Genomic DNA, 23,627 nt, shown 5'->3' on the forward strand with positions numbered 1-23,627 from the left:
CGGTAATGTCCGAATGAATGGAACAGGAGTGGTAAGCATGTTTACGGGTATTGTACAGGGCACGGCGAAACTGGTGTCCATTGATGATAAACCCAATTTCCGCACTCACGTTGTTGAGTTGCCTGAGACGATGCTGGATGGCATTGAGACCGGCGCTTCCATTGCCAATAATGGTTGCTGCCTGACAGTGACGGCGATTAACGGTAGCCATATTAGCTTCGATCTGATGAAAGAGACGCTGCGTATCACCAACCTCGGCGATCTGAATGTGGGCGACACGGTAAACGTAGAACGCGCCGCAAAATTCAGTGACGAAATTGGCGGTCACTTAATGTCGGGTCATATTATGACCACTGCCGAAATCGTTAAAATTCTCACCTCGGAAAATAACCGCCAGATCTGGTTCAAAGTGCAGGATCCTGCACTGATGAAATACATTCTGTACAAAGGTTTTATCGGCATTGACGGGATCAGCCTGACGGTTGGTGAAGTTACCAGTAGCCGCTTCTGCGTGCATTTAATTCCGGAAACGCTGCAGCGTACGACGCTTGGCGCAAAAAAACTGGGGCATCGCGTGAATATCGAAATCGACCCGCAAACGCAGGCGGTTGTTGACACCGTGGAGCGCGTGCTGGCCTCGAAAGAAGCGGCGATCGTCGCCGCAGCCAGCGAAGAGTAAAAATAAACCCCGGCATGCCGGGGTTTATTTTTTTAACGCGCCACGCGCAACCCGTGTTCAATACCCCGGCTAAAAACCACCTGCCAGAGCTGAATATCGCGCGCACGAAATGCCCCCGCGCAGGCATTGAGGTAATAGCTGAACATCCGTTTAAAGCGTTCCGAATAGTTGTCGGCGATTTCCGGCCAGGCGGCAAGAAAACGCTCATACCACGCCATTAACGTACGGTCATAATCCGCACCGAAATTGTGCCAGTCTTCCATCACGAAGTGTGATTCGCTGGCATCCGCAATCTGGCGCACAGAAGGCAGACAACCATTCGGGAAGATGTAGCGGTTGATCCACGGATCAACATTGTGATCGGTACGTTTTGAGCCGATGGTGTGCAGTAAAAAAATGCCATCGGGCTTCAGATTACGATCGACGACGCGGAAATAGGTTGCGTAGTTTTTTGGCCCTACATGTTCAAACATGCCAACGGAGACAATGCGGTCAAATTGCTCGTCGAGGTCGCGATAATCCTGCAAACGAATATCGACATCCAGCCCTTCGCAACGCTTCTGCGCCAGTTTTTGCTGTTCTGCAGAAATCGTCACGCCCACCACACTGACGCCGTAATTTTGCGCCATAAACTGCGCCAGACCGCCCCATCCACAGCCAATATCCAGCACGCGCATGCCGGGTTTTAACTTGAGCTTTTCACCAATAAGCCGCAGTTTTGCCCGTTGTGCGTCGTCCAGCGTTTCAGCGTCTTTCCAGTAGGCGCAAGAGTATTGCATCTGCGGATCCAGCATGCGGGTAAACAGATCATTACCGAGATCGTAATGTTCTTTGCCCACAATCCAGGCTCTTTTTTTACTTTGCAGATTAAATAATCTTGCTCCGGCAATGCGGAGTGTGTCTTTGAGATGGTGCGGAAGTTGGTTTTCCAGCCCGGCGCGCAGAACTTTGGTAAAGAATATGTCCAGGCGGGCGCAATCCCACCAGCCGTCCATATAACTTTCGCCGAGTCCGAGCGAACCTTCCTGTAAAACGCGTTTGAAAAAATCAGGGTTTTTCACCTGAATATCTGACGCTGCGGGACCATTGACGCGAATACCTGCGCGACCCAGCAGTTCGTTTGCTATACGGAACCAATTGTCATCCCGTACGCTAACTTCTTCTATACACGATGAACTCATAACTTCTCCATCACTCGCAGTGATCAGAACCTTCAAACAGCGTAGACGCTTTTTCAGGCTTGTGAGAAATCTCACGGTTTTCACCGTGAGGCTGATATCCGACGTAGAACAGAGGAAGGGAGAGGACCCTTGCCGAAAGGCCTTCCATGGGTAAACGGGTACAATCCGGTACCCGTTAATGCATAATATTTATCGTATTTATCAAACAGCCGAAAATGAGTATAGGCGCCAAAATCGGGTGATTCAATAAAAAGCCATTAGCAAGCTAACCGCTGAGTTATTGATAGTCGCTTGCGCAACTATTAATGCTAATGCGACGAGGGAGCCACAACCTCTTTATCCGCCAGTTCATCGTGAGTGCGGCGCTGTAGCCGATAGCCCAACGCGACCAGCAACACCATTGACACCATAACACTGGTCGTCGTCAGCAGTGGTGTGGCGATAAGCCACGAAACGAACAGACTTGCCAGGAAACATAACCCCAGTTGTAGCGTATTCTGCAAGGCGGCTGCGCGACCGGTGGCCTGCGGGAATGGACGCAGCGCCTGCGCGACCACGATAGGGTAAATCGCGCCGTTGGCCATTGCCATAAAGCAGAAGGGGATGAGCAGCGCAGTCAGCGACACGTCCGACATAAAACCGACGGCCCAGGTGGCGAGAACACTTAACGCGAAAGCCCCCAGCAGCCACGGCAGCAAACGGGAGCCCTGCCATTTCTGCAACGCGGCACGACAACCATAACCGCCTACCAAAAAGGCGATGGTTTGCGGCACATAACTGAGGCCAATAACCGATGGGCCATAACCCATTTCGTGAAGAATAAACGGCGAACCGGTCAGCCAGGCGAAGAAACTGGCCGAGCAGGCGGCATAGATAATCACATTTCCGCGATAATCCTTTGCTCGCAGCAGATCCATAAATGTCAGCGGTTGTTCGTGGTGTTCACTTTTCTTCGCCGGCGATTTCAGCCGCCACGCTGGGATCATCAGAATTAATGTAATCGCCAGTAAGGTGGCGAAAATGGTCTGCCAGTTGAAATGCGCAAGGATCCAGGCGCCCAGCAGCGGTGCCAGTGCTGGCGTCAAACCCACGAGCGGCATAATGGTGGCGAAGATGCGATTGACGCGATGCGCGGGATAGTTATCCGCCACCAGCGCCTGCCAGCTTACTGTCGCGGCGCAAACGCCTACCGCTTGTACAAAGCGCAGCACCAGCAGCAGGGTTGCATCGCGTACCCATAATGTTCCCAGACAGCCCAGCGCGAAAATCGCCAGCCCGGCCAGCAAAACCGGCTTGCGACCATAGCGATCTGATAGCGGCCCCCATACCAGTTGCGCAATGGCAAAGCCCGCCAGAAACAGGCTTAAGGTTGCGCTAACCACCGCAGACGATGTGTGTAAATCTTGCTGTATCGCGCTGAAGGCGGGGAGGTACATATCAGTGGCTAAAAAGCCGAGCACGCTTAATCCCGCGAGCCAGACTAAAAATCCGTTGCCAGGTTGCATTTAGGTTTTCTCTTTATTGCAGGTAATCAGGGCTGTCGAGTGTAAGGAGTGCATTAGCGCTTGTGAAACGCTAATATTTGCAGAGTGATTTCAAAATTTTTGCAGGCAGATTATGTGGTCAGAATATTCGCTGGAAGTGGTTGATGCTGTCGCGCGCAATGGCAGTTTTAGCGGTGCGGCGCAGGAGTTACACCGTGTACCTTCTGCGGTGAGCTATACCGTGCGACAGCTTGAAGAGTGGCTGGCTGTTCCGCTGTTTGAACGTCGCCATCGGGATGTAGAACTCACGCCCGCCGGGGTCTGGTTTTTGAAAGAAGGGCGAGCTGTTATCAAAAAAATGCAGATCACCCGTCAGCAGTGCCAGCAAATCGCCAACGGCTGGCGCGGACAACTGGCGATTGCCGTCGATAATATTGTAAAACCTGAACGTACCCGGCAATTGATCGTCGATTTCTATCGCCATTTCAGTGATGTTGAATTGCAGGTTTACCAGGAAGTCTTTAACGGTGTCTGGGATGCGCTTGCTGACGGGCGGGTTGAGCTGGCGATCGGCGCAACGCAGGCTATTCCCGTCGGTGGGCGTTATGCGTTTCGCGATATGGGAATGCTGAGCTGGAAATGCGTGGTTTCCAGTCGTCATCCGCTGGCGTCACTGGCAGGCCCGCTTAGCGACGATACCTTGCGCAACTGGCCTTCACTTATCCAGGAAGATACGTCCCGCTCGTTGCCGAAACGTATTACCTGGCTGCTGGATAATCAGAAACGCGTGATCGTTCCTGATTGGGCATCGTCGGAGGCTTGCTTATCGGCAGGGTTATGCGTGGGAATGGTACCGGCACACTTTGCCCGCCCGCGGCTCGACAGTGGTGACTGGGTTGCGCTGAACCTGGAAAACCCCTTCCCGGATGCGGCGTGCTGCCTGACGTGGCAACAAAATGAGGCTTCCCCGGCGTTAAACTGGCTGCTGGAATATCTGGGGGACAGTGAAACACTGAATGACGAGTGGTTACGGGAGCCGAATTAACGGCTCCGTAATCAGCGGTTAGCGGCGGTAATCGCGGAACGGGCCATCGGCCACGGAGCGGCGCTCGACCAGGCGCGGATGCACTTCAATAGATTGCGACACTTCGCGTTTGTTGACGATGCGATCAAGCAGCATGGTAAACGCTGTTTCTCCCAGCGAATCTTTCGGCTGGTGAATCGTGGTTAATGCCGGGGTGAAGAAGCGTGAGTTACGCACATTGTCATAACCGATCAGGGAAATATCCTGCGGTACGCGTAAGCCCATCTCATCGGCAGCACACAGCGCGCCCATCGCCATAATGTCGCCACCGCAAAACACCGCGGTAGGACGATGCGCCTGGCCGAGGATTTGCTGCATCGCGCGATAGCCGGATTCCGGCTCGAAATCGCCCTGTACGATCCAGTTTTCCGGCACGGTGATAAGGGCTTCTTCCATCGCTTTCATAAAGCCAGCCAGACGGCCAGCGCCAGTGTTACGCTCCAGAGGGCCAGGGATCACACCAATATCGCGGTGTCCGCGGTCAATAAGGTAGCGACCGGCCATATAACCGCCTTCAAAAGCGTTATCAATAACGGAATCAGTAAAGTCGGCTTTCGATTCGCCCCAGTCCATCACGACCATGGGAATATGGCGGTACTCTTCCAGCATGCTCAATAGTGATTCCGGGTATTCGGAACACATCACCAGCAAGCCATCGACGCGCTTTTGCGCCATCATCGACAGATAAGCACGCTGTTTTTCCAGGCTATTCCAGGCATTGCCGAGGATCAGGGTGTAACCCTTCTGGAAGCACTTTTTCTCTACGGCTTCAATAATTTCAGCAAAATAGGCCGCTTCACTGCTGGTAGCCAGCAAGCCGATCGATTTTGTGTGATTCACTTTCAGGCTGCGGGCGACGGCGCTGGGGGAATAGTGCAACTCTTTAATTGCCGCCCACACGGCGTTGCGCGTCTCTTCGGCGACGAAACGGGTCTTGTTAATTACATGTGATACGGTTGTAGTGGAAACGTTTGCTCGTTTCGCTACGTCTTTAATCGTTGCCATCAGATATCACTCCAGACCATATCATAAGCTCCTGATAATACTTAAGGTAAACGTTTGCCTTTAATCACCCTGTACCCATCAAAGGGGGTGCGGTACGCCGGGAAAACGACACTGGACGTCAGGAGGGGAGTCAATGGCCGGTACGCTAATAAATTTAGCGTCGAATTTTGTCTGATCTTGAGCAAAAGGGGAAGTATTAAAACGTTTCTCCTGCGAATTCCCGCAAGATTTTTAAGATAATTTGTGCAAAAATGCGTTATCTCACTTTTTGTGGGGAAATTAAAAAGGGGAAAATTGATGAGCACCGATCTGAAGTATTCTTTAATCACTACCGTCATCGTTCTGAGCCTGATTGTTTTCGGCGGTCTGACTGCTGCGCTGCATTGATCTATCGCGAGGGAGAGCCTCTTCTCCCTCGGTTTTCTTCCCCGCTATTGTTATCACTTCTGCAATAATCTTTTGTCATTCTGCTAACTTCTGTTTTTTGTGATAGCTGTCATACTTTTGACTTCAGCGACAGGGTCGCTAGTCGGCATGTCTATTTTGGAGTCACAGATGAAAATTAATTTTCCTTTGCTTGCCCTGGCGATTGGCGCCTTCGGCATTGGTACTACCGAGTTTTCCCCGATGGGATTACTGCCGGTTATTGCCCGCGGCGTTGACGTTTCTATTCCGGCGGCGGGGATGCTGATTAGCGCCTACGCTATCGGCGTGATGGTTGGCGCGCCGTTAATGACGTTGTTGCTGTCTCACCGCGGCAGACGTAATGCCCTGATCTTTTTGATGGCGATTTTTACACTTGGTAACGTGCTATCGGCGATTGCGCCGGATTACACCACATTAATGCTGGCGCGTATCGTCACTAGCCTGAACCATGGCGCTTTCTTTGGTCTTGGCTCGGTGGTGGCAGCAAGCGTGGTCGCCAAAGAGAAACAGGCCAGCGCGGTCGCCACCATGTTTATGGGGCTGACAATTGCTAATATCGGCGGTGTACCTGCCGCGACCTGGCTGGGTGAAACCATTGGCTGGCGTATGTCGTTCATGGCTACCGCCGGACTGGGTGTGATTGCTATGGCGAGCCTGTTCTTTTCGTTGCCGAAAGGTGGCGCTGGTGAGCGCCCGGACGTTCGTAAAGAGCTGTCGGTGCTGGTGCGCCCACAAGTGTTGTCCGCATTGCTGACCACCGTGCTCGGCGCAGGTGCCATGTTCACGCTGTATACCTACATTGCGCCGGTGCTGCACACGATTACCGATGCCTCTTCCGTTTTTGTGACGGCGATGCTGGTATTGATTGGCGTTGGCTTCTCCATTGGTAACTATCTCGGCGGTAAACTGGCGGATCGCTCGGTCACCGGCACGCTGAAAGGTTTTTTGATTCTGCTGATTGCTATCATGCTGGCGATCCCATTCCTGGCGCGCAGTGAAGTGGGCGCAGCCATCAGTATGGTGGTGTGGGGCGCGGCGACGTTTGCGGTGGTTCCGCCGTTGCAGATGCGTGTCATGCGAGTTGCGCACGAAGCGCCAGGTCTTTCATCGTCGGTTAATATCGGTGCCTTTAACCTCGGTAACGCGCTGGGCGCGGCAGCCGGTGGGGCAGTGATTTCCGCTGGGATGGGTTATGATTTCGTCCCGGTTATGGGGGCGATTATTGCCGGGCTGGGCCTGCTGGTGGTGCTGTTCTCTGGCCGCTCACAGCCAGAACGTATTTATGCCGCAGCAGAATAAATAGCACAAATGCAAAAAAAGGAGGGGCTAGCCCCTCCTTTGTTTTATGCCACATTTATGCAGCTAAATTTTTTGCAACGAATGACCAGTTTACCAGCGCCCAGAAATGTTCGAGGTAGTTCGGACGCGCATTACGATAATCGATGTAATACGCATGTTCCCACACATCGACGGTTAACAGCGGGGTTGCGTCGCTTGTCAGCGGAGTGCCCGCATTAGACGTTGACACAATGGCCAATGCGCCATCCGCTTTTTTCACCAGCCATGTCCAGCCTGCGCCGAAGTTTTTCACTGCCGCATCGGTGAATTGCGCTTTGAATTCGGCAAAGCTGCCGAAGGATTTGGCGATAGCCGCCGCCAGCTCACCAGTCGGTTCACCGCCAGCATTCGGGGCCAGGCAGTTCCAGTAGAAGGTATGGTTCCAGACCTGGGCGGCATTGTTGAACACGCCGCCTTCGCTGCTTTTCACAATCTCTTCAAGAGATTTACCTTCAAAAGCGCTGCCTTTGATCAGGTTGTTGAGGTTGGTGACATACGTCTGATGATGTTTACCATAGTGGTATTCCAGCGTTTCGGCTGAGATATGCGGCGCCAGGGCGTCTTTTGCATACGGTAATGCAGGTAATTCGAACGACATTGCTATTCTCCTTTCATTATTTTAATGGCACCCAATAGCCCTATTGGATGTGCGGATTAGGGTAGCAAATCGAAAGGTCAGACAAAAGAGGGAGTTACCTGCCGCCGATGCGGCAGGTGAGGGGTTAGCGAATGGTTTTCGGTGTCACGACGCGACGCGCGCCGACATAATGACGCTGCCAGTAATCTTCACTCAGCGAGGTGACCTGAATATCCTGGCCGCTACGCGGAGACTGAATGAATTTACCATTGCCGACGTACACGCCAACGTGATCGGCTGTACCACGACCCTGGGTACGGAAGAACACCAGATCGCCACTCTCCAGTTCCGCCACATTCACCGGCGATGCATCGCGCAGGTGATACATTTCATTGGCGGTACGCGGAATACGGAATTTCACCAGATCCTTATACGCGTAATAGACCAGACCACTGCAATCGAAACCGGTGCTCGGTGAGGTGCCACCCCAGTGATAAGGCTTGCCAATCTGATTCATCAGCTTGGACATGGCGGTTTTTTGTGCTTTTTGAATGCGAACTTTATGCACATCGGCGATGGCGTTAGTGCTTTTGACCTTCACACAATGCGGCTTGTGGCCTTTGCGCGGCGTACATTTTTCAGTCCAGGTGACGGCGGTAGTTTTTAACGGGCTGGATGCATTACGACGCGAAGTGATTTTGCTGGCTTTTTTGCTGGTAGTAACTTTTTTGTTTGCCGGAGTTTTTTTGCTCTCCGTTGTTTTTTTGCTGGTGGTTTTTTCTGCCGGACTGCGACTGTTTTTCTTTGATGTCTTTTGTGATGTATTTTTTTTCTTACGTTCGGATGCTTTCGCCAGATGCGCTTTTTGCACGGCCGACGCTCGCGCCTGTTCAGAGGCACTCGCTAATGGCGTGAAAGAAAGCGTGGTGAACAACAAAGCACAGAGCGTGATTGAAGCTTTTGGTATCCGCGCCACTGAGCAATCCCCTGTTAGGGCAAGCATTTAATATGCCTGCAAATGGTTTTTTAAAACTCGTCGATTCTAATCCATAAAAACCCCAAAAGTTAATACTGTTTTTGCATCTATAGCTTCGTTTCGTTAACAAGCGCAAAAAAAAGCAGCAAAACGTTTCTATGTGCTCAAGAGTTAGGCAGCAAGCGGGACGGCGAGTTGAGTTAAGTCATATTCCTAAGGCAACTTTTGCCGACAGACGATAAAATCATGAACGGTGAACAAAATGTTATTTTCCGATGCCCCTCTGAACCGTTACAATGGCGAACATCTGCCGTAGAAGAAGTTGAAGGAAGCAAGACAATGAGCACAACACTTGAAAAAATCCAGCGCCAGATCGCTGAAAACCCGATTCTGCTGTATATGAAAGGCTCTCCGAAGCTGCCAAGCTGCGGTTTCTCCGCCCAGGCGGTGCAAGCGCTCTCTGCATGCGGTGAACGTTTTGCCTATGTCGACATTTTGCAAAACCCGGATATTCGCGCAGAACTGCCGAAATACGCTAACTGGCCAACCTTCCCGCAGCTGTGGGTTGAAGGTGAACTTGTTGGCGGCTGCGATATCGTGATTGAAATGTATCAGCGCGGTGAATTGCAGACGCTTATCAAAGAAGCGGCGGCAAAACATAAAGACGAGCCGAGTGCAGAGTAATTTCTGCCAACAAAAAAGCGACCTGATGGTCGCTTTTTTTATGCCTGATTTTCATCCGTCATGGGCAACGGCCAGCCTCCGAGACGCTTCCAGCGGTTGACGATTTCGCAAAACAGCAGGGCGGTTTGTTCTGTATCGTACAGTGCGGAGTGCGCCTGCGAGGCGTCAAACGCTATGCCCGCCGCGCCACACGCTTTAGACAGCACCGTTTGCCCGAGCGCCAGCCCGCTTAATGACGCGGTATCAAACGTGACAAACGGGTGGAACGGGTTGCGTTTCAGCGAAGCGCGCTCCGCAGCGGCCATCATAAAACTGTGATCGAACGTTGCGTTGTGCGCCACCATAATTGCGCGGTTACAACCCTGATCTTTAATGCCTTTGCGCACCATTTTAAAAATGGCATGTAGCGCGTCATGCTCACTTATCGCACCACGCAGCGGGTTGTTCGGATCAATACCGTTAAAGGCCAGCGCTTCGGGTTGCAGATTCGCGCCTTCGAAAGGCTCAACGTGGAAATGCAGCGTGCTGTCGGGCATGAGCCAGCCTTGTTCATCCATTTTCAGCGTAATGGCGGCGACTTCCAGCAGCGCGTCGGTTTTGGCGTTAAACCCGGCGGTTTCAACATCTATTACCACAGGGTAAAAACCGCGAAAACGGTCGCACAGACCAGTCAGTTGAGCGTTATCGGACATCAGGATCTCTTGATACGGGAAAATGGCAGCGCATTATGGCAAATTTTACGAAGGGATGTAAAACAGCGGGCGCAAAGCGCGCCCGGAGGGGATTAGTTACCCAGGCCTTTACCGGCGTCTTTCTCTTCGATCAGCTCGATTTTGTAACCGTCCGGATCTTCAACGAAGGCGATAACCGTGGTTCCACCTTTAACCGGACCCGCTTCACGCGTCACATTACCGCCGTTGTTGCGGATAGCTTCGCAAGCTTGCGCCGCGTTTTCCACGCTCAGCGCGATATGGCCGTAAGCATTACCCAGATCGTAGCTTTCCACGCCCCAGTTGTAGGTCAGTTCAATCACCGCTTCTTCGCTTTCCGGGCCGTAGCCAACGAAAGCCAGCGAATATTTATATTCCGGGTTTTCACTGGTACGCAGCAGCTTCATGCCCAGCACGTTAGTATAAAATTCGATGGAGCGTTGCAGGTTGCCGACGCGCAGCATGGTGTGAAGTAAGCGCATAATGTCCTCTTGTATGAATGTGTTAACGTTCCGAATAGAAACACAGTTTTAGTATAGCGGCGCAGACCCGCCGCTATCAATGAACAATCAGAGGATCACAGAGAAGGGTAGTCGGTATAGCCTTCCGCGCCGCCGCCATAGAAGCTTTCCGGGCGCTGCGGGTTCAGTTCCGCTTTCAGTTGCAGACGTTTCACCAGGTCCGGGTTGGCGATATAAGCGCGACCAAAGGCTACCGCGTCAATCAAACCTTTCTCGATCAACTCTTCTGCTTTTTCCGGGGTATAGGCACCTGCACCAATGATCGGGCCGTGGAAACGTGCGCGCACTTTTTCACGGAAAGCATCGGTGTACGGTTCGCCGCCTGCCCAGTCCGGCTCTGACATATGCAGGTAAGCAATGCCGCGCTTGCCCAGTTCTTCAATCAGATACAACGCATCGGCTTCTTCGTTCGGGCCGTTATCCATATTCTGGAAAGAACCGATTGGAGACACGCGAATACCAATGCGTTCTGCGTCCCACTCTTTGCTTACCGCATCGACCACTTCCAGTACCAGGCGCGCGCGATTTTCCACGCTTCCGCCGTACTGGTCGGTACGCTGGTTCGCCGACGGTGAAAGGAACTGGTGCAACAGATAACCATGGGCCGAGTGCAGCTCAACCAGATCAAACCCGGCGTCGCGCGCATTGGCGACGGCCTGGCGGAAATCATTAACAATACCCGGGATCTCATCGGTTTCCAGCGCGCGCGGCGTGGAGGTGTCTTCTCGCGTGGCGTTACCGTTGGCATCACGCAGAGAGGTACGTGTTCCCGCGTTGATGGCTGACGGTGCGACCGGCGCCGCCCCGCCCGGTTGCAGGCTGCTGTGCGAGATACGACCGGTATGCCACAGCTGTACGGCGATACGGCCGTTTTCGCTATGCACGGCATCGGTGATTTTCTGCCATGCCGCGATTTGTTCCGCGCTGTGCAGACCCGGTGCGCCAGCATAGCCTTTCGCCTGGGCGGAGATTTGCGTGGCTTCGCTGATAATCAGGCCGGAGCTGGCGCGCTGACGATAATATTCCGCCATTAACGGCGTAGGAATATCACCCGGTTCAATGCTGCGCAGTCGCGTCAACGGCGCCATAAAAACGCGGTTTGGAACGGTAATCGCGCCCACTTTCAGCGGCGTAAATAATTTACTGGACATAACAACTCCTGAATAGACCGGTCGACTAGTAAAAAGTGAAATAAAAATGCCTGTTATCAGACAGGCGTTGCGATGATGTTATTTGCGTGCGCCAGCGCGCTTTCCAGCGGCAGGGCGCTTCGCGAAATTTTGGCCTGCAAATTGGCACCTAACCACAGGGAGTACAACACTTGCGCCTGCGTTAGCGGTTCGCCCTGAAACGTTAAGCTGCGATCGTTACGCCCGTTTTCCAGCGTATCTGCGAGCAGGGCGATAACGCCGCGCGCGCCTTTGTCCATTGCTGAACGCATATCTTCCGACAGATCGCACACTTCAGCCGACAGTTTCACCGTCAGGCAACCGCTAATAATTCCCTGTTGGCTAAACTGCCGGAGCGTTTCCTGATAATACGCCAGCAGTCTGTCGCGGTAGTTTCCCGGACCGCTGGCAAAATGGGTCGCCAGCCGCTGGTGATAAGCGGCATAGTGACGCTCAAGCAACGCCACGCCGAACGCCTCTTTGGAGCGAAAATAGTGGTAAAAAGAGCCTTTTGGCACTTCCGCCGTTTTCAGTAATTCGCTCAGACCCATACCGGTAAACCCGCGATGCATGCAAAGCTGCTCGCCGGTCGCCAGTAAATGTTCACGCGTGTCATGTTCGGTATTTCTGCTCATCGCGCCACTCTACTAGACCGATCGGTCTGTTGCAAGTGGCGAACAGTGCGCTTTTCACCTTGCACGTTATCGACAGGCAGTCTTCAATAAAGAGAACTGCCTGTATTACCGGAGACGACTGTGCCAGAACAACTGGAGTTTTTCCCCGTCCAGAGCCCGTGCCGTGGTATTTGCCAGTCGGATGAGCGCGGCTTTTGTCGTGGCTGCATGCGTAGTCGCGATGAGCGTTTTAACTGGCAAAAAATGACCGATACGCAAAAGCAAGAGGTGCTACGTTTGTGCCGCCAGCGCTTGCAGCGCAAAATGCGCGCAAACAAAGCGTCCCCTGCGGAAGAACCTCAGCAACCTTCACTGTTTTAATAGCGAAAATGCGTATACTCGAAGGCAAATTACCTTCGAGGAAATCATTATGGTTCAACGTATTGCCCTCGCGCCGCAAGGCCCGGAATTTTCCCGTTTTGTGATGGGCTACTGGCGTTTAATGGACTGGAACATGTCCCCGCAGCAGCTGGTTAGCTTCATTGAGTCTCACCTTGATCTCGGTGTGACTACCGTCGATCACGCGGATATCTACGGCGGTTATCTGTGTGAAGGCGCGTTTGGCGAGGCGCTCAAGCTCGCTCCTCATCTGCGCGCCCGTATGGAGATTGTCAGCAAATGCGGGATCGCCACCACCGCGAAACCGGAACATGCGCTGGGTCATTACATTACTGAACGCGACCACATTATTCGCAGTGCCGAACAGTCATTGGTGAATCTTGCTACCGATCATCTTGATTTGTTATTGATCCACCGTCCCGATCCGTTGATGGATGCCGATGAAGTAGCGGAAGCTTTTCTGCATTTGCATCAGAGCGGAAAAGTGCGCCACTTCGGCGTTTCCAACTTCACACCCGCTCAGTTCTCTCTGTTGCAGTCACGCCTGCCATTTACGCTCGCGACCAACCAGGTCGAGATCTCACCCGTTCACCAGCCGCTATTACTGGATGGCACGCTGGATCAACTGCAACAGTTGCGTATTCGCCCGATGGCATGGTCGTGTCTCGGCGGCGGGCGTCTGTTTAACGATGCGGCGTTTCAGCCGCTGCGTGATGAACTGGCGCGCGTTGCGCAGGAACTGAATGCCGAAACCATCGAACAGGTGGTCTATGCCTGGGTGATGCGTCTGCCGTCTGCGCCGCTGCCCATTATTGGCTCGGGTAAAATTGAGCGCGTGCGTTCGGCGCTGGGGGCACTGAACCTCCAGATGACGTGCCAGCAGTGGTTCCGTATTCGCAAAGCGGCGCTTGGTTACGACGTGCCATAACGCAGGCAAATGACCTCCCGGTGAAATCTGCCATCCTGGTTTAAACTTACAGGGCAAAACAGACCAAAGGAGGTCATATGAAGCGTTTTAGTCTGGCTGTGCTGGCGCTCGTTGTTTGCGCCGGGGCGCAAGCCGCCAGTGAAGAAGTGGAAATGAACCTTGTCACTGCGCAAGGCGTTGGGCAGTCTGTTGGTAGTGTAAAAATCAGCGAAACCGACAAGGGGCTGGAATTTGCGCCCGATCTGAAAGCCCTGCCGCCCGGTGAGCATGGTTTTCACGTCCATGCCAAAGGCAGTTGCCAGCCTGCTATTAAAGAGGGGAAAGCCTCTGCGGCTGAAGCTGCGGGAGGGCACCTCGATCCGCAGCATACCGGCAAGCATGAAGGGCCAGAAGGCGCCGGACATTTAGGCGACCTGCCGGTGCTGGTGGTCAACAACGACGGTAAAGCGACCGACCCGGTGGTGGCGCCGCGTCTGAAAAAACTCTCGGATGTGAAAGGCAAAGCGCTGATGGTGCACGTCGGCGGCGATAATATGTCCGATCAACCGAAACCGCTCGGTGGTGGCGGCGCACGTTATGCCTGCGGTGTTATCAAGTAAGCGTCCCGGCTGCCGGGGCTTGCTCCAGCTGCGATAGCGCGCAATATAAGCGCCAGACAACCGAGGCCAGCTCCCGCGCGGCCGGCTGGTGATGTTTACCCAGCACCGCGCTAATCCGCTGCAGCTCGGTCAGCGTGGCAGAAAGTGTTCGTTGCTGGACGCCACGCTCACTCATCACATCCCGCAATAAAACAATGCATAACTCGCGCACTTTGGCGAGGGGATCTGAGCGGATTTCCCAACCGCGTAGCTGCCAGACAACATGCGAGCAATTCAACAACACGACACCCCAGCGCAGCAGCCAGCGCCGTGCTTGCGCGTCCTGGCTATGACTTAACTGGCTAATGTGGTGATAAACCACCGATTCAAACTCATGCTCACTCAGTTGTGGCACGCGGCTTAGTTGATCGACAAAACTGCGGCGCAGCGTGCGAATGTGACGCCGACTTTTGCGGGCATCCGAGCCCGGACGTAAAACAGCGAATGCGAGCCACGCCAGCGCGACGCCTGAGATCTTCGCCAGGTTGTCATTTAAGAAGTCCGCAAAGTCATAAACCGGTGGATTGGTTACTGCGATAAACGAGCCCATAAAAACAATCAATTGCCCCCACAACCCGGCCAGCTTTGGCATTTGCAGTTTTAACAATTGCAGGGTGGTTAACAGCGGGAAGAGAAACAGCAGAAATACTGCCAGCTCGCTGATTTGTACCATCAGGCCAAATTTCACCATAAAGCTGAACAGCGACAGCAACACTAAGGTGCGCAACAGCAGCGTCAGGGAGTTAAACGGTGCGGGTGAGACGGAGTAAAGCACACAGCTGATAGCCGCCAGCGTCAGCGCCGCCGAACCCGATTCCCACTGCGTATTGATGCTCCATGCGCCGACCAGACTCAGTGCGCAAAAGGTGCGAATGCCGCTCCACAGCGCTTCGGCATTATCCGTATAACGCATCAATCCCGGGCTTCTCGGCGGCGTATAACTGCTGACCGGCGAAGCATTCTCCACGCGCGCTAGCCAGCGGCTACTGGTGAGGTATAAACGACAAAAATAGCGTAACCGCTGCCAGAATGCGTGGTGCCGGTAATCATCGCTTATGCCGGGCGCGAGCGGGGCGATAATGCGTGCGACGGTAAGCGCATCCGCGCGTGGATGAGCTAGCGCGGCGAGCAGTTGTTCGAGAATTGGGCGCAAATTTTCCGGCGCGTCGGGCCAGTTCAGTAGCATTCTGCGCAGGCTGGAGATCACACTGGTCATGCGCAACTGTTGGTGCAGTAACCAGGTCAGCAAACTGTTTTGCCGCCGGAAACGGTAATGGCTCCAGAACGCCTGAATTCGCAGTAAATTGGTGGTGAGGATCTGGCCGATAACGCTCTCATGGGCGGTGCGGATAGCGTCTGTGGTTTCTGGCTGCCACAGGAGGCTGGCATGTTCCAGCAATCGCGCATGCATTTTTTTCAATGCCGTCAGCAGGGTGGTTCCGTCCGCGTTGCCGGGCAGGATCATCATCATCATGCCACCGCACAAAATCCCCAGAATCACTTCGCACACCCGCGCCTGAGCAATGACCCACAGCTCGGTAATATCGGTCACATCGACCATCGCAAACGCGATAATCGCGGCGGTATAACCCGCCAGTTGAAAGGCATAGGCGACATTATTGGTGAACTGCGCACAGGCCCAGGTACAAAAGCCAATCCAGGTAGCCATAGCGAACAAAAATAGCCACGGATCGTTAAGCGTCTGACCGGCAATGATCAGCGCTGCGCTGGCCCCAAGCAGGCTCCCGGCAATACGTCCAAGGCTTTTACTGATCACGCCGCCGACGGTGGGAAAGCTGACAACGGCTGCGGATGTCATGGCCCAGTAAGGTTCATCGAGATCGAGATAATAAGCCACCGTGAGCGCCAGACACATCGCGATACCGTTACGCAGAGCATAACGCCACTGTCCGGACGTGGCTTTCACCCATGGCAGATTTTGCCAGAGCCAGACAGGCGATTTCATTACTGACCGCCAATCGCCACGGTGCAGGTGGTGCCGGAAACCAGCGTCAGCCCGGCGGGCAGGTTATCAAACTGAATACGGACCGGCACACGTTGCGCCAGCCGTACCCACGGCACGTTTGGTTTGATATCGGCAACCAGGCCGCTATCCGTCTCGACACTTTGATCATAAATCGCGCGACCAATGCTGGAAACGTGACCCTGTAACGTCACTTCGCCGCTATAAAGGACGATTTTCGCTGGTGCCCCTTCCTGGATATGGCGCAATTTGGTCTCTTCGAAGTAACCCATCACATAAAACGAATGGCTGTCTACCAGCGCGAAAACCGGTTGCCCGGCGGTGGCGTAATTCCCGGTGCGGGTGGAAAGGTTCGTGACCCAGCCGTCCACCGGTGCCTTCACTTTAGTTTGCGCCAACTGCCATTGTGCCTGCGCAAGTTGCGCCTGCGCCGCCGCAACGCTTGCCTGAGCGGCTTTAACACTAATATTGGCAGTATCGAGATCTTCTGCGGAGATGTAGTTTTGTGAAAGATGGCGGCGGCGATTGGCTTCATTATTCGCTTTCGCCAGATCGGTTTGCATTCGAGCCAACTGGGCCTCGGCGTTCAGTACGGCAATGTGGTAAGGCGTATCGTCAATACGAAATAGCACATCGCCTGCTTTAACCAACTGGTTATCGTTCACCTTCAATTCGGTGATGCTGCCTGAGACCTGCGGCGTAATACTGACCTGCTCAGCGCGGATCTTTCCATCACGCGTCCAGGGGGATTGCATATAAACGTTCCACATCCACCAGGCCGCGACAATCGCTACGGCCAGCACCAGGAGCGTGGAAAAATATTTCAGGGATTTCAGGCGCATAATTACCACACAATTAGCAAGCCGAGGGCGAGGCTCAGCGCAATAACAAATAAGGAGAGATCCATCAGGATGGGGTGCCAGATATCACCCGCATAAATCCACCCGCGCAACAGCCGGTGAGCAATAAGCCAGAACAGGAAGCCCAGCATGACCACTTTAAATATGGGAGGGAAATAGACCGATGCGCCAAAAATCAGGTCTTGCAGGGGTAAGTTCGGGAAACTTGGGTTCAACTTCACACTTTGTGTCCTGTGCAACCTAACGGATCGCCAGATTGGTGATTATCATTAGATAAGTACCAACCACTGCGTGTTGCTAAGGCAGGTGGAATCTCAGCGTAAGCCCCGGCGAGAACCGCAATACATTTGTTTTACCAATATAAATACTGCAAACTATTCTAAAATGAGTATAATAACTTAGCAAGCTAATTATAAGGAGATGAAATTGGAATCGCCATTAGGTTCTGATCTGGCACGCTTAGTGCGCGTCTGGCGCGCTTTGATTGACCATCGCCTAAAACCTCTGGAATTAACGCAGACTCACTGGGTAACGCTGCATAATATTCATCAGCTGCCGCCCGATCAGTCGCAAATTCAACTGGCAAAAGCGATTGGCATTGAGCAGCCTTCGCTGGTGCGTACGCTGGATCAACTGGAAGAGAAAGGCCTTATTTCTCGCCAGACCTGCGCCAACGATCGCCGGGCAAAGCGGATCAAATTGACAGAAAAAGCGGACCCAATCATTGAAGAGATGGAGACGGTTATTCGTAAAACCCGGGGGGAAATACTTTCCGGGATCTCTGCGGAAGAACTCGATCTGTTGATTAAAATGATTGCGCGGCTGGAACAAAACATCAGTGAGCTTCAGTCGCGAGACTGACCAGCAAAGCCTTGCATCCGCAAGGCTTTTTTATATCAACATTCAGTATCGGCAATATGAAAGGGCGGCCACTGGCGTGACCACCTGATGCGGCAATTAACGCGGGGAAACGGTAATCTGACGACCGTTGCTTGCCATCACAACGCGCTGGCCTGCGGAGAAACGGGTGTTACCCTGTTTCTGTACGACCATAATGGTGTTGCCATCATCTTTACGAATTTCCAGCTCAACGCCCTGCGTTTTATTCAGTGAACCCTGGACGGATTGCCCTGCAACGCCACCGGCTACCGCGCCTGCTGCGGTGGCCAGAGAACGACCCGTGCCGCCACCAACGGTGTTACCAAGGAAACCACCCAGCACTGCACCGCCAAGCGCGCCGATGACATTGTTATCATCGCCACCCTGAATCTGTACCGGACGGACGTTAACAATGGTGCCGTAAGTGACATTCTGCACCTGTTTAGCTTCGGATGCAGAGTAGACATCACCGGAAAGCGTGTCGTTATTCACGCAGCCAGCCAAAGTAAAACCAATCAGCGAAACTGCCAGTGCACGTAACATCATTTATGAATCTCCTGTTCACCATGAAACGCCCTAGCGGGCATCCGACATGGTTAAATTATATGGCATTTTAGCAATACCAGGTCATATCTTCTGCCAAATCCCGGCAAAAATAATAATCAACGCGAGTTTAACCAGATTTAAACGAAGCGATTATAAGCGCAGCCCGGCGCAATTTCACTTAACGAAAATCCAGCCGATTGTTAAAAAGTGTTTGCAGCCGATGGCGTTAACCCCCGCTTTATGGTGGAGTGGTGCCCTTCGGTCATGCATTAAAGGAAGGCGTATGAAATCGGGTCGCTACATTGGGGTGATGTCTGGAACAAGTCTGGATGGGGTTGATGTGGTGCTGGCGGCAATTGATGAAACCATGGTCGCGCAGCAAGCGAGCCTGACGTTTCCGATTCCGCTGCCGTTAAAAGAGGCGATTCTTGGCATTTGTCAGGGGCAGCAACTCACACTCTCGCAACTGGGGCGGCTGGATATCCAACTGGGCCAATTGTTCGCCGACGCGGTGCTGACGCTAATGGACCGAGAGCAACTCCACCCGGAAGATATCGTCGCGATTGGCTGTCACGGGCAAACCGTCTGGCATGAGCCGACAGGTATTGCGCCGCATACTCTGCAGATTGGTGATAATAACCAAATCGCGGCGCGTACGGGTGTGACGGTGGTCGGTGACTTTCGCCGCCGTGATATCGCGCTTGGTGGGCAGGGCGCGCCGCTGGTGCCTGCCTTTCACCATGCACTGCTGGCGCACCCGGTAGAACGGCGCATGGTGCTCAACATTGGTGGCATCGCCAATCTATCGCTGTTGATCCCCGGTCAGCCGGTCAGAGGTTATGACACCGGTCCGGGTAATATGCTCATGGACGCGTGGATTTGGCGGCAAAAAGGCAAACCCTACGACAAAGATGCGCAATGGGCGAGCGAAGGCAAAGTGGTGCTGCCGCTACTGCAAAACATGCTAAGTGATACCTACTTTGCCACTCCTGCGCCGAAAAGCACCGGTCGTGAATATTTTAATTACAGCTGGCTGGAACGCCACCTGGCACACTTCCCGGGGTTAAGCGCCAGCGATGTGCAGACAACACTGGCTGAATTGACGGCGATGACAATATCCGAGCAGGTGCTGCTCAGTGGCGGTTGTGAACGCCTGCTGGTCTGCGGCGGTGGAAGTCGAAATCCGTTGCTCATGGCCCGTCTGGCGGGGCTGCTGCCAGGTACAGAAGTCACCACTACGGATGAAGCCGGTATCAGCGGCGACGACATGGAAGCGCTGGCGTTTGCCTGGCTTGCGTGGCGAACCCTGGCCGGACTGCCTGGCAATCTGCCATCCGTCACCGGCGCGTCCGCTGCCTCGGTGCTTGGCGCGATTTACCCCGCTAACCCGCGGCAGAATCAGAGTTAACCGCATTTCACTTTAGTTGCGCCGGGCTAGACTGACCAGGCTTAGGGAGGGCGTTTCGCCCTCCGTGACCAGGACCGTCCCGGGAATACTCTATGAAAAAAATACTCATCGCCTGTCTGCCTGCACTGCTTGCCGGATGCAGCTATTACAATCAGTTTGTAGAACGCATGCATACCGATACGTTGGTTTACCAGTGCGACGAAAAACCACTCACCGTGAAAATTAATAACACCCGTCAGCAGGCGAGTTTTGTCTGGGATGATAAATTGCTGACCTTACAGCAAGGGCTTTCAGCCTCTGGCGCACGCTATACGGATGGCGTCTACGTTTTCTGGTCGAAGGGTGAGAGTGCGACCGTCTACAAGCGCGATCGCATTGTACTGAATAATTGCCAGCTTATTCCGCAGCGTTGAGATTTTTACAGGGGGGCGCATAATAGCCCCACCTGATGATTACTTTCGCTAACGCCATGTCTGATAACGATCAATTGCAGCAAATCGCGCATCTGCGCCGTGAATACACCAAAGGTGGTCTGCGACGCGGCGACCTTCCCGCCGAACCGTTGACATTATTTGAACGCTGGCTGGGGCAGGCCTGTGAAGCCCAGCTGGCCGATCCTACCGCGATGGTTGTCGCGACAGTGGATGAAAACGGCCAACCGTACCAGCGCATCGTATTGCTTAAACATTACGATGAAAAAGGGCTGGTATTCTATACCAACCTTGGCAGCCGCAAGGCGCATCACATTGAAAACAACCCCGCTGTCAGTCTGCTGTTCCCATGGCATATGCTGGAACGTCAAGTGATGGTCACCGGCAAAGCAGAACGGCTTTCAACGCTGGAAGTCGTTAAGTATTTCCACAGTCGCCCGCGTGACAGCCAAATCGGCGCCTGGGTATCGAAACAATCGAGCCGCATCTCCGCGCGCGGTATTCTGGAAAGCAAGTTCCTTGAACTTAAGCAAAAATTCCAGCTGGGTGAAATCCCGTTACCCAGTTTCTGGGGCGGCTACCGCGTCAGTATCGACCAGATGGAGTTCTGGCAAGGCGGTGCCAATCGCCTGCATGACCGTTTTTTATACCAGCGTGAGAACGCTGCGTGGAAAATTGACCGCCTCGCGCCGTAATCCCTGAAAAATGTTGCTATAAGCGCTGGCACTCCGTGTTCCGGCGCTTTATTCTATCTGCCCCCCATGAAGTATCCTTTCGCATCTGGCGAAAAGTCGTGTACCGGCAAAGGTGCAGTCCGTTTTATACATGGAGATTTTGATGGCAAGCAGTAACTTGATTAAACAATTGCAAGAGCGGGGCCTCGTGGCCCAGGTGACGGATGAGGAAGCGTTAGCAGAGCGACTGGCGCAGGGCCCGATCGCGCTCTATTGCGGCTTCGATCCCACCGCTGACAGCTTGCATTTGGGGCATCTGGTTCCATTGTTATGCCTGAAACGCTTCCAGCAGGCTGGCCACAAGCCAGTGGCGCTGGTGGGTGGTGCGACCGGTCTGATTGGCGACCCGAGCTTTAAAGCTACCGAGCGTAAACTGAACACCGAAGATACCGTGCAGGAGTGGGTAGATAAAATCCGCAAACAGGTCGCACCGTTCCTCGATTTCGATTGTGGCGACAACTCCGCTATCGCTGCGAACAACTACGACTGGTTTGGCAGCATGAACGTGCTGACTTTCCTGCGCGATATCGGCAAACACTTCTCTGTTAACCAGATGATTAACAAAGAAGCGGTCAAGCAGCGGCTGAACCGCGATGATGTCGGCATCTCGTTCACCGAGTTTTCCTACAACCTGCTGCAAGGTTACGACTTTGCCTGCCTGAACGAACTGCATAATGTCGTGTTGCAGATTGGCGGTTCTGACCAGTGGGGCAACATCACGTCGGGTATCGATCTGACTCGCCGCCTGCACCAAAACCAGGTCTTTGGCCTGACGGTTCCGCTGATCACTAAAGCCGATGGCACCAAATTTGGTAAAACCGAAGGCGGCGCGGTGTGGCTGGATCCGAAGAAAACCAGCCCGTATAAGTTCTACCAGTTCTGGATCAACACCGCCGATGCGGATGTTTATCGCTTCCTGAAGTTCTTCACCTTTATGGATATCGCGGAAATTAACGCGCTGGAAGAAGAAGACAAAAACAGCGGTAAAGCGCCGCGTGCGCAATATGTGCTGGCTGAGCAGGTGACGCGTCTGGTACATGGCGAAGAGGGTTTAACTGCCGCTAAACGCATCACCGAAAGCCTGTTCAACGGTACACTGAGCGACCTGAGCGAAGCCGATTTCGAGCAGCTGGCGCAGGATGGCGTACCGATGGTTGAGATGGAAAAAGGCGCCGATCTGATGCAGGCACTGGTTGATTCTGAGCTGCAGCCGTCCCGCGGCCAGGCGCGTAAAACCATCGCGTCCAACGCCGTTACCATCAACGGCGAAAAACAATCCGATCCGGAGTATTTCTTCACTGACGGCGATCGCCTGTTTGGTCGCTACACGCTGCTGCGCCGTGGTAAGAAAAACTACTGCTTGATCTGCTGGAAATAAAAACAGACCTGCCGAAGGGAGTGAGAAATCACTCCCTTCTTTTTATTGCTCCATTCTTGCAAGGCTACCAACAATGAAGAATATCCTCGCCATTCAATCGCATGTGGTCTTTGGTCATGCGGGGAACAGTGCCGCCGAGTTTCCGATGCGCCGCCTGGGTGCTAACGTCTGGCCGCTGAACACGGTGCAGTTTTCTAACCATACTCAGTACGGCAAATGGACCGGCAGCGTGATGCCGCCAGCTCATCTGACCGAAATTGTGCAGGGCATTGCGGCGATTGACCAACTGAAACGCTGTGACGCGGTGCTGAGCGGCTATCTGGGTTCGGCAGAGCAGGGAGAGCATATTCTGGGTATCGTTCGTCAGGTGAAAGCGGCCAACCCACAGGCGAAATATTTCTGCGATCCGGTCATGGGACACCCGGAGAAAGGCTGTATCGTTGCGCCAGGGGTTGCCGAGTTTCATGTCCGCCACGCTTTGCCTGCCAGCGATATCATTGCGCCAAATCTGATTGAGCTGGAGATCCTCTGCGAGCATGCGGTTAACACGGTGGAAGACGCGGTGGCTGCGGCGCGCGAGCTAATTGCGCAAGGGCCGCAAATTGTGCTGGTGAAACATCTGGCACGCGCGGGATTGAGCGCCGATCGCTTTGAAATGTTGCTGGTAACGCCCAGTGAAGCCTGGCACATTAGCCGTCCGCTGGTGGATTTTGGCGCACGTCAGCCTGTCGGTGTGGGCGATGTGACCAGCGGGTTGTTACTGGTGAAATTGTTGCAGGGTGCGAGCGTACGTGAAGCGCTGGAGCACGTAACGGCGGCAGTGTATGAAATTATGCTGGCGACTAAAAATTTGCAGGAGTATGAACTGCAGGTGGTCGCGGCACAGGACAGAATTGCGCAACCAGAGCATCTTTTTAGCGCCACATTGCTGTAAAAAAGGCGGGGATCCCCGCCTTTTTCATGCCCGCTAAACAGTGTCTTCGCGGGCAATCAC

General features: G+C 53.6%; 27 protein-coding genes. 14 read left to right on the top strand and 13 right to left on the bottom strand.

Annotated features, from left to right (window positions below):
- Nucleotides 1-37 precede the first annotated feature (37 nt).
- On the top strand, nucleotides 38-679 hold the full coding sequence (locus ACFX4U_RS01140) for a riboflavin synthase subunit alpha (RefSeq protein WP_200551815.1): 642 nt from the start codon (nucleotides 38-40) through the stop codon (nucleotides 677-679).
- Nucleotides 680-711: 32 nt separating this feature from the next.
- On the opposite strand, the gene cfa is transcribed toward ACFX4U_RS01140, so the two are convergent.
- Both cfa and punC read right to left on the bottom strand, forming a co-directional pair.
- Nucleotides 712-1,860, bottom strand: coding sequence for a cyclopropane fatty acyl phospholipid synthase (cfa, locus tag ACFX4U_RS01145; RefSeq protein WP_313507140.1), 1,149 nt, complete (start codon nucleotides 1,858-1,860; stop codon nucleotides 712-714).
- Between the two features lie 308 nt (nucleotides 1,861-2,168).
- A complete protein-coding gene (gene punC / locus ACFX4U_RS01150; protein WP_313507139.1) occupies nucleotides 2,169-3,365 on the bottom strand; it encodes a purine nucleoside transporter PunC in 1,197 nt (398 codons plus the stop codon).
- Nucleotides 3,366-3,477: 112 nt separating this feature from the next.
- On the opposite strand from punC, the gene punR reads away from it, so the two are divergent.
- Nucleotides 3,478-4,389, top strand: coding sequence for a DNA-binding transcriptional activator PunR (gene punR, locus ACFX4U_RS01155; RefSeq protein ID WP_065368642.1), 912 nt, complete (start codon nucleotides 3,478-3,480; stop codon nucleotides 4,387-4,389).
- An 18-nt stretch (nucleotides 4,390-4,407) separates the two neighbouring features.
- Here the strand turns inward: punR and purR are convergent, their stop codons facing one another.
- The gene (purR, locus tag ACFX4U_RS01160; RefSeq protein ID WP_305736241.1) at nucleotides 4,408-5,433 is read right to left on the bottom strand and encodes an HTH-type transcriptional repressor PurR; all 1,026 of its coding nucleotides are present in this window, start codon (nucleotides 5,431-5,433) and stop codon (nucleotides 4,408-4,410) included.
- 297 nt (nucleotides 5,434-5,730) lie between these two features.
- On the opposite strand from purR, the gene ACFX4U_RS01165 reads away from it, so the two are divergent.
- Both ACFX4U_RS01165 and ACFX4U_RS01170 read left to right on the top strand, forming a co-directional pair.
- Nucleotides 5,731-5,820 (top strand): YnhF family membrane protein, encoded by a 90-nt coding sequence (locus ACFX4U_RS01165; RefSeq protein ID WP_016496299.1) that lies wholly within the window; start codon nucleotides 5,731-5,733, stop codon nucleotides 5,818-5,820.
- Between the two features lie 168 nt (nucleotides 5,821-5,988).
- Entirely contained in the window at nucleotides 5,989-7,158 is a 1,170-nt protein-coding gene (locus tag ACFX4U_RS01170) for an MFS transporter (RefSeq protein ID WP_305736240.1), read from the top strand.
- Between the two features lie 55 nt (nucleotides 7,159-7,213).
- Here ACFX4U_RS01170 and sodB read toward each other — a convergent pair whose 3' ends face one another.
- Together sodB and ACFX4U_RS01180 are read right to left on the bottom strand one after the other, a co-directional pair.
- Complete coding sequence (gene sodB / locus ACFX4U_RS01175) at nucleotides 7,214-7,795, bottom strand: superoxide dismutase [Fe] (RefSeq protein ID WP_200551820.1); 582 nt, start codon at nucleotides 7,793-7,795, stop codon at nucleotides 7,214-7,216.
- A 124-nt stretch (nucleotides 7,796-7,919) separates the two neighbouring features.
- On the bottom strand, nucleotides 7,920-8,750 hold the full coding sequence (locus tag ACFX4U_RS01180) for a C40 family peptidase (protein WP_017456596.1): 831 nt from the start codon (nucleotides 8,748-8,750) through the stop codon (nucleotides 7,920-7,922).
- Between the two features lie 339 nt (nucleotides 8,751-9,089).
- Here ACFX4U_RS01180 and ACFX4U_RS01185 point away from each other — a divergent pair, with 339 nt between their 5' ends.
- Nucleotides 9,090-9,434: a Grx4 family monothiol glutaredoxin gene (locus ACFX4U_RS01185; protein ID WP_016496295.1), complete on the top strand. Its 345-nt coding sequence runs from the start codon at nucleotides 9,090-9,092 to the stop codon at nucleotides 9,432-9,434.
- Between the two features lie 38 nt (nucleotides 9,435-9,472).
- Here the strand turns inward: ACFX4U_RS01185 and rnt are convergent, their stop codons facing one another.
- From rnt to ACFX4U_RS01205, 4 genes are all read right to left on the bottom strand, one after another.
- Nucleotides 9,473-10,126 carry a ribonuclease T gene (rnt, locus tag ACFX4U_RS01190; protein WP_305736239.1) on the bottom strand — a complete coding sequence of 218 codons (654 nt, stop codon included), beginning with the start codon at nucleotides 10,124-10,126 and terminating at the stop codon, nucleotides 9,473-9,475.
- Between the two features lie 92 nt (nucleotides 10,127-10,218).
- Nucleotides 10,219-10,626, bottom strand: a complete 408-nt coding sequence (gloA, locus tag ACFX4U_RS01195; RefSeq protein WP_016496293.1) for a lactoylglutathione lyase — start codon at nucleotides 10,624-10,626, stop codon at nucleotides 10,219-10,221.
- Nucleotides 10,627-10,721: 95 nt separating this feature from the next.
- Complete coding sequence (locus ACFX4U_RS01200) at nucleotides 10,722-11,816, bottom strand: alkene reductase (protein WP_065368636.1); 1,095 nt, start codon at nucleotides 11,814-11,816, stop codon at nucleotides 10,722-10,724.
- A gap of 56 nt (nucleotides 11,817-11,872) precedes the next feature.
- Nucleotides 11,873-12,469, bottom strand: coding sequence for a TetR/AcrR family transcriptional regulator (locus tag ACFX4U_RS01205; protein ID WP_065368635.1), 597 nt, complete (start codon nucleotides 12,467-12,469; stop codon nucleotides 11,873-11,875).
- Between the two features lie 120 nt (nucleotides 12,470-12,589).
- On the opposite strand from ACFX4U_RS01205, the gene ACFX4U_RS01210 reads away from it, so the two are divergent.
- From ACFX4U_RS01210 to sodC, 3 genes are all read left to right on the top strand, one after another.
- The gene (locus ACFX4U_RS01210; RefSeq protein WP_200551824.1) at nucleotides 12,590-12,829 is read left to right on the top strand and encodes a DUF1289 domain-containing protein; all 240 of its coding nucleotides are present in this window, start codon (nucleotides 12,590-12,592) and stop codon (nucleotides 12,827-12,829) included.
- A 49-nt stretch (nucleotides 12,830-12,878) separates the two neighbouring features.
- The gene (locus ACFX4U_RS01215) at nucleotides 12,879-13,775 is read left to right on the top strand and encodes an aldo/keto reductase family oxidoreductase (protein ID WP_313507138.1); all 897 of its coding nucleotides are present in this window, start codon (nucleotides 12,879-12,881) and stop codon (nucleotides 13,773-13,775) included.
- Nucleotides 13,776-13,852: 77 nt separating this feature from the next.
- Nucleotides 13,853-14,374: a superoxide dismutase [Cu-Zn] SodC gene (sodC, locus tag ACFX4U_RS01220; RefSeq protein WP_131412250.1), complete on the top strand. Its 522-nt coding sequence runs from the start codon at nucleotides 13,853-13,855 to the stop codon at nucleotides 14,372-14,374.
- Here the strand turns inward: sodC and ACFX4U_RS01225 are convergent.
- From ACFX4U_RS01225 to ACFX4U_RS01235, 3 genes are read right to left on the bottom strand one after another with little or no spacing between them, the layout of a single operon-like run.
- The gene (locus ACFX4U_RS01225; RefSeq protein ID WP_313507137.1) at nucleotides 14,367-16,379 is read right to left on the bottom strand and encodes an FUSC family protein; all 2,013 of its coding nucleotides are present in this window, start codon (nucleotides 16,377-16,379) and stop codon (nucleotides 14,367-14,369) included. The two genes, sodC and ACFX4U_RS01225, sit on opposite strands and share 8 nt — an antisense overlap.
- On the bottom strand, nucleotides 16,379-17,239 hold the full coding sequence (locus tag ACFX4U_RS01230; RefSeq protein WP_313507136.1) for an HlyD family secretion protein: 861 nt from the start codon (nucleotides 17,237-17,239) through the stop codon (nucleotides 16,379-16,381). Before ACFX4U_RS01230 ends, ACFX4U_RS01225 begins: the two co-directional genes overlap by 1 nt.
- 2 nt (nucleotides 17,240-17,241) lie before the next feature.
- Nucleotides 17,242-17,478 (bottom strand): DUF1656 domain-containing protein, encoded by a 237-nt coding sequence (locus ACFX4U_RS01235; RefSeq protein ID WP_305736234.1) that lies wholly within the window; start codon nucleotides 17,476-17,478, stop codon nucleotides 17,242-17,244.
- Nucleotides 17,479-17,677: 199 nt separating this feature from the next.
- Here ACFX4U_RS01235 and slyA point away from each other — a divergent pair, with 199 nt between their 5' ends.
- Nucleotides 17,678-18,118, top strand: a complete 441-nt coding sequence (slyA, locus tag ACFX4U_RS01240) for a transcriptional regulator SlyA (RefSeq protein WP_017456607.1) — start codon at nucleotides 17,678-17,680, stop codon at nucleotides 18,116-18,118.
- Between the two features lie 96 nt (nucleotides 18,119-18,214).
- On the opposite strand, the gene slyB is transcribed toward slyA, so the two are convergent.
- Nucleotides 18,215-18,682 carry an outer membrane lipoprotein SlyB gene (gene slyB, locus ACFX4U_RS01245; protein ID WP_200551829.1) on the bottom strand — a complete coding sequence of 156 codons (468 nt, stop codon included), beginning with the start codon at nucleotides 18,680-18,682 and terminating at the stop codon, nucleotides 18,215-18,217.
- 283 nt (nucleotides 18,683-18,965) lie between these two features.
- Here slyB and anmK point away from each other — a divergent pair, with 283 nt between their 5' ends.
- The 5 genes from anmK (at nucleotide 18,966) to pdxY (ending at nucleotide 23,567) form a co-directional block, all read left to right on the top strand.
- Entirely contained in the window at nucleotides 18,966-20,090 is a 1,125-nt protein-coding gene (gene anmK, locus ACFX4U_RS01250) for an anhydro-N-acetylmuramic acid kinase (protein WP_313507135.1), read from the top strand.
- A 92-nt stretch (nucleotides 20,091-20,182) separates the two neighbouring features.
- Complete coding sequence (gene mliC, locus ACFX4U_RS01255; RefSeq protein ID WP_017456609.1) at nucleotides 20,183-20,503, top strand: C-type lysozyme inhibitor; 321 nt, start codon at nucleotides 20,183-20,185, stop codon at nucleotides 20,501-20,503.
- A 56-nt stretch (nucleotides 20,504-20,559) separates the two neighbouring features.
- The gene (gene pdxH / locus ACFX4U_RS01260; RefSeq protein WP_313507153.1) at nucleotides 20,560-21,216 is read left to right on the top strand and encodes a pyridoxamine 5'-phosphate oxidase; all 657 of its coding nucleotides are present in this window, start codon (nucleotides 20,560-20,562) and stop codon (nucleotides 21,214-21,216) included.
- Nucleotides 21,217-21,358: 142 nt separating this feature from the next.
- Nucleotides 21,359-22,633 (top strand): tyrosine--tRNA ligase, encoded by a 1,275-nt coding sequence (gene tyrS, locus ACFX4U_RS01265; RefSeq protein ID WP_016496279.1) that lies wholly within the window; start codon nucleotides 21,359-21,361, stop codon nucleotides 22,631-22,633.
- Between the two features lie 73 nt (nucleotides 22,634-22,706).
- A complete protein-coding gene (gene pdxY / locus ACFX4U_RS01270) occupies nucleotides 22,707-23,567 on the top strand; it encodes a pyridoxal kinase PdxY (protein WP_313507134.1) in 861 nt (286 codons plus the stop codon).
- Nucleotides 23,568-23,627: the final 60 nt, after the last annotated feature.

The organism is Kosakonia sp. YIM B13588, assembly GCF_042788165.1.
Classification (GTDB): domain Bacteria; phylum Pseudomonadota; class Gammaproteobacteria; order Enterobacterales; family Enterobacteriaceae; genus Kosakonia; species Kosakonia sacchari.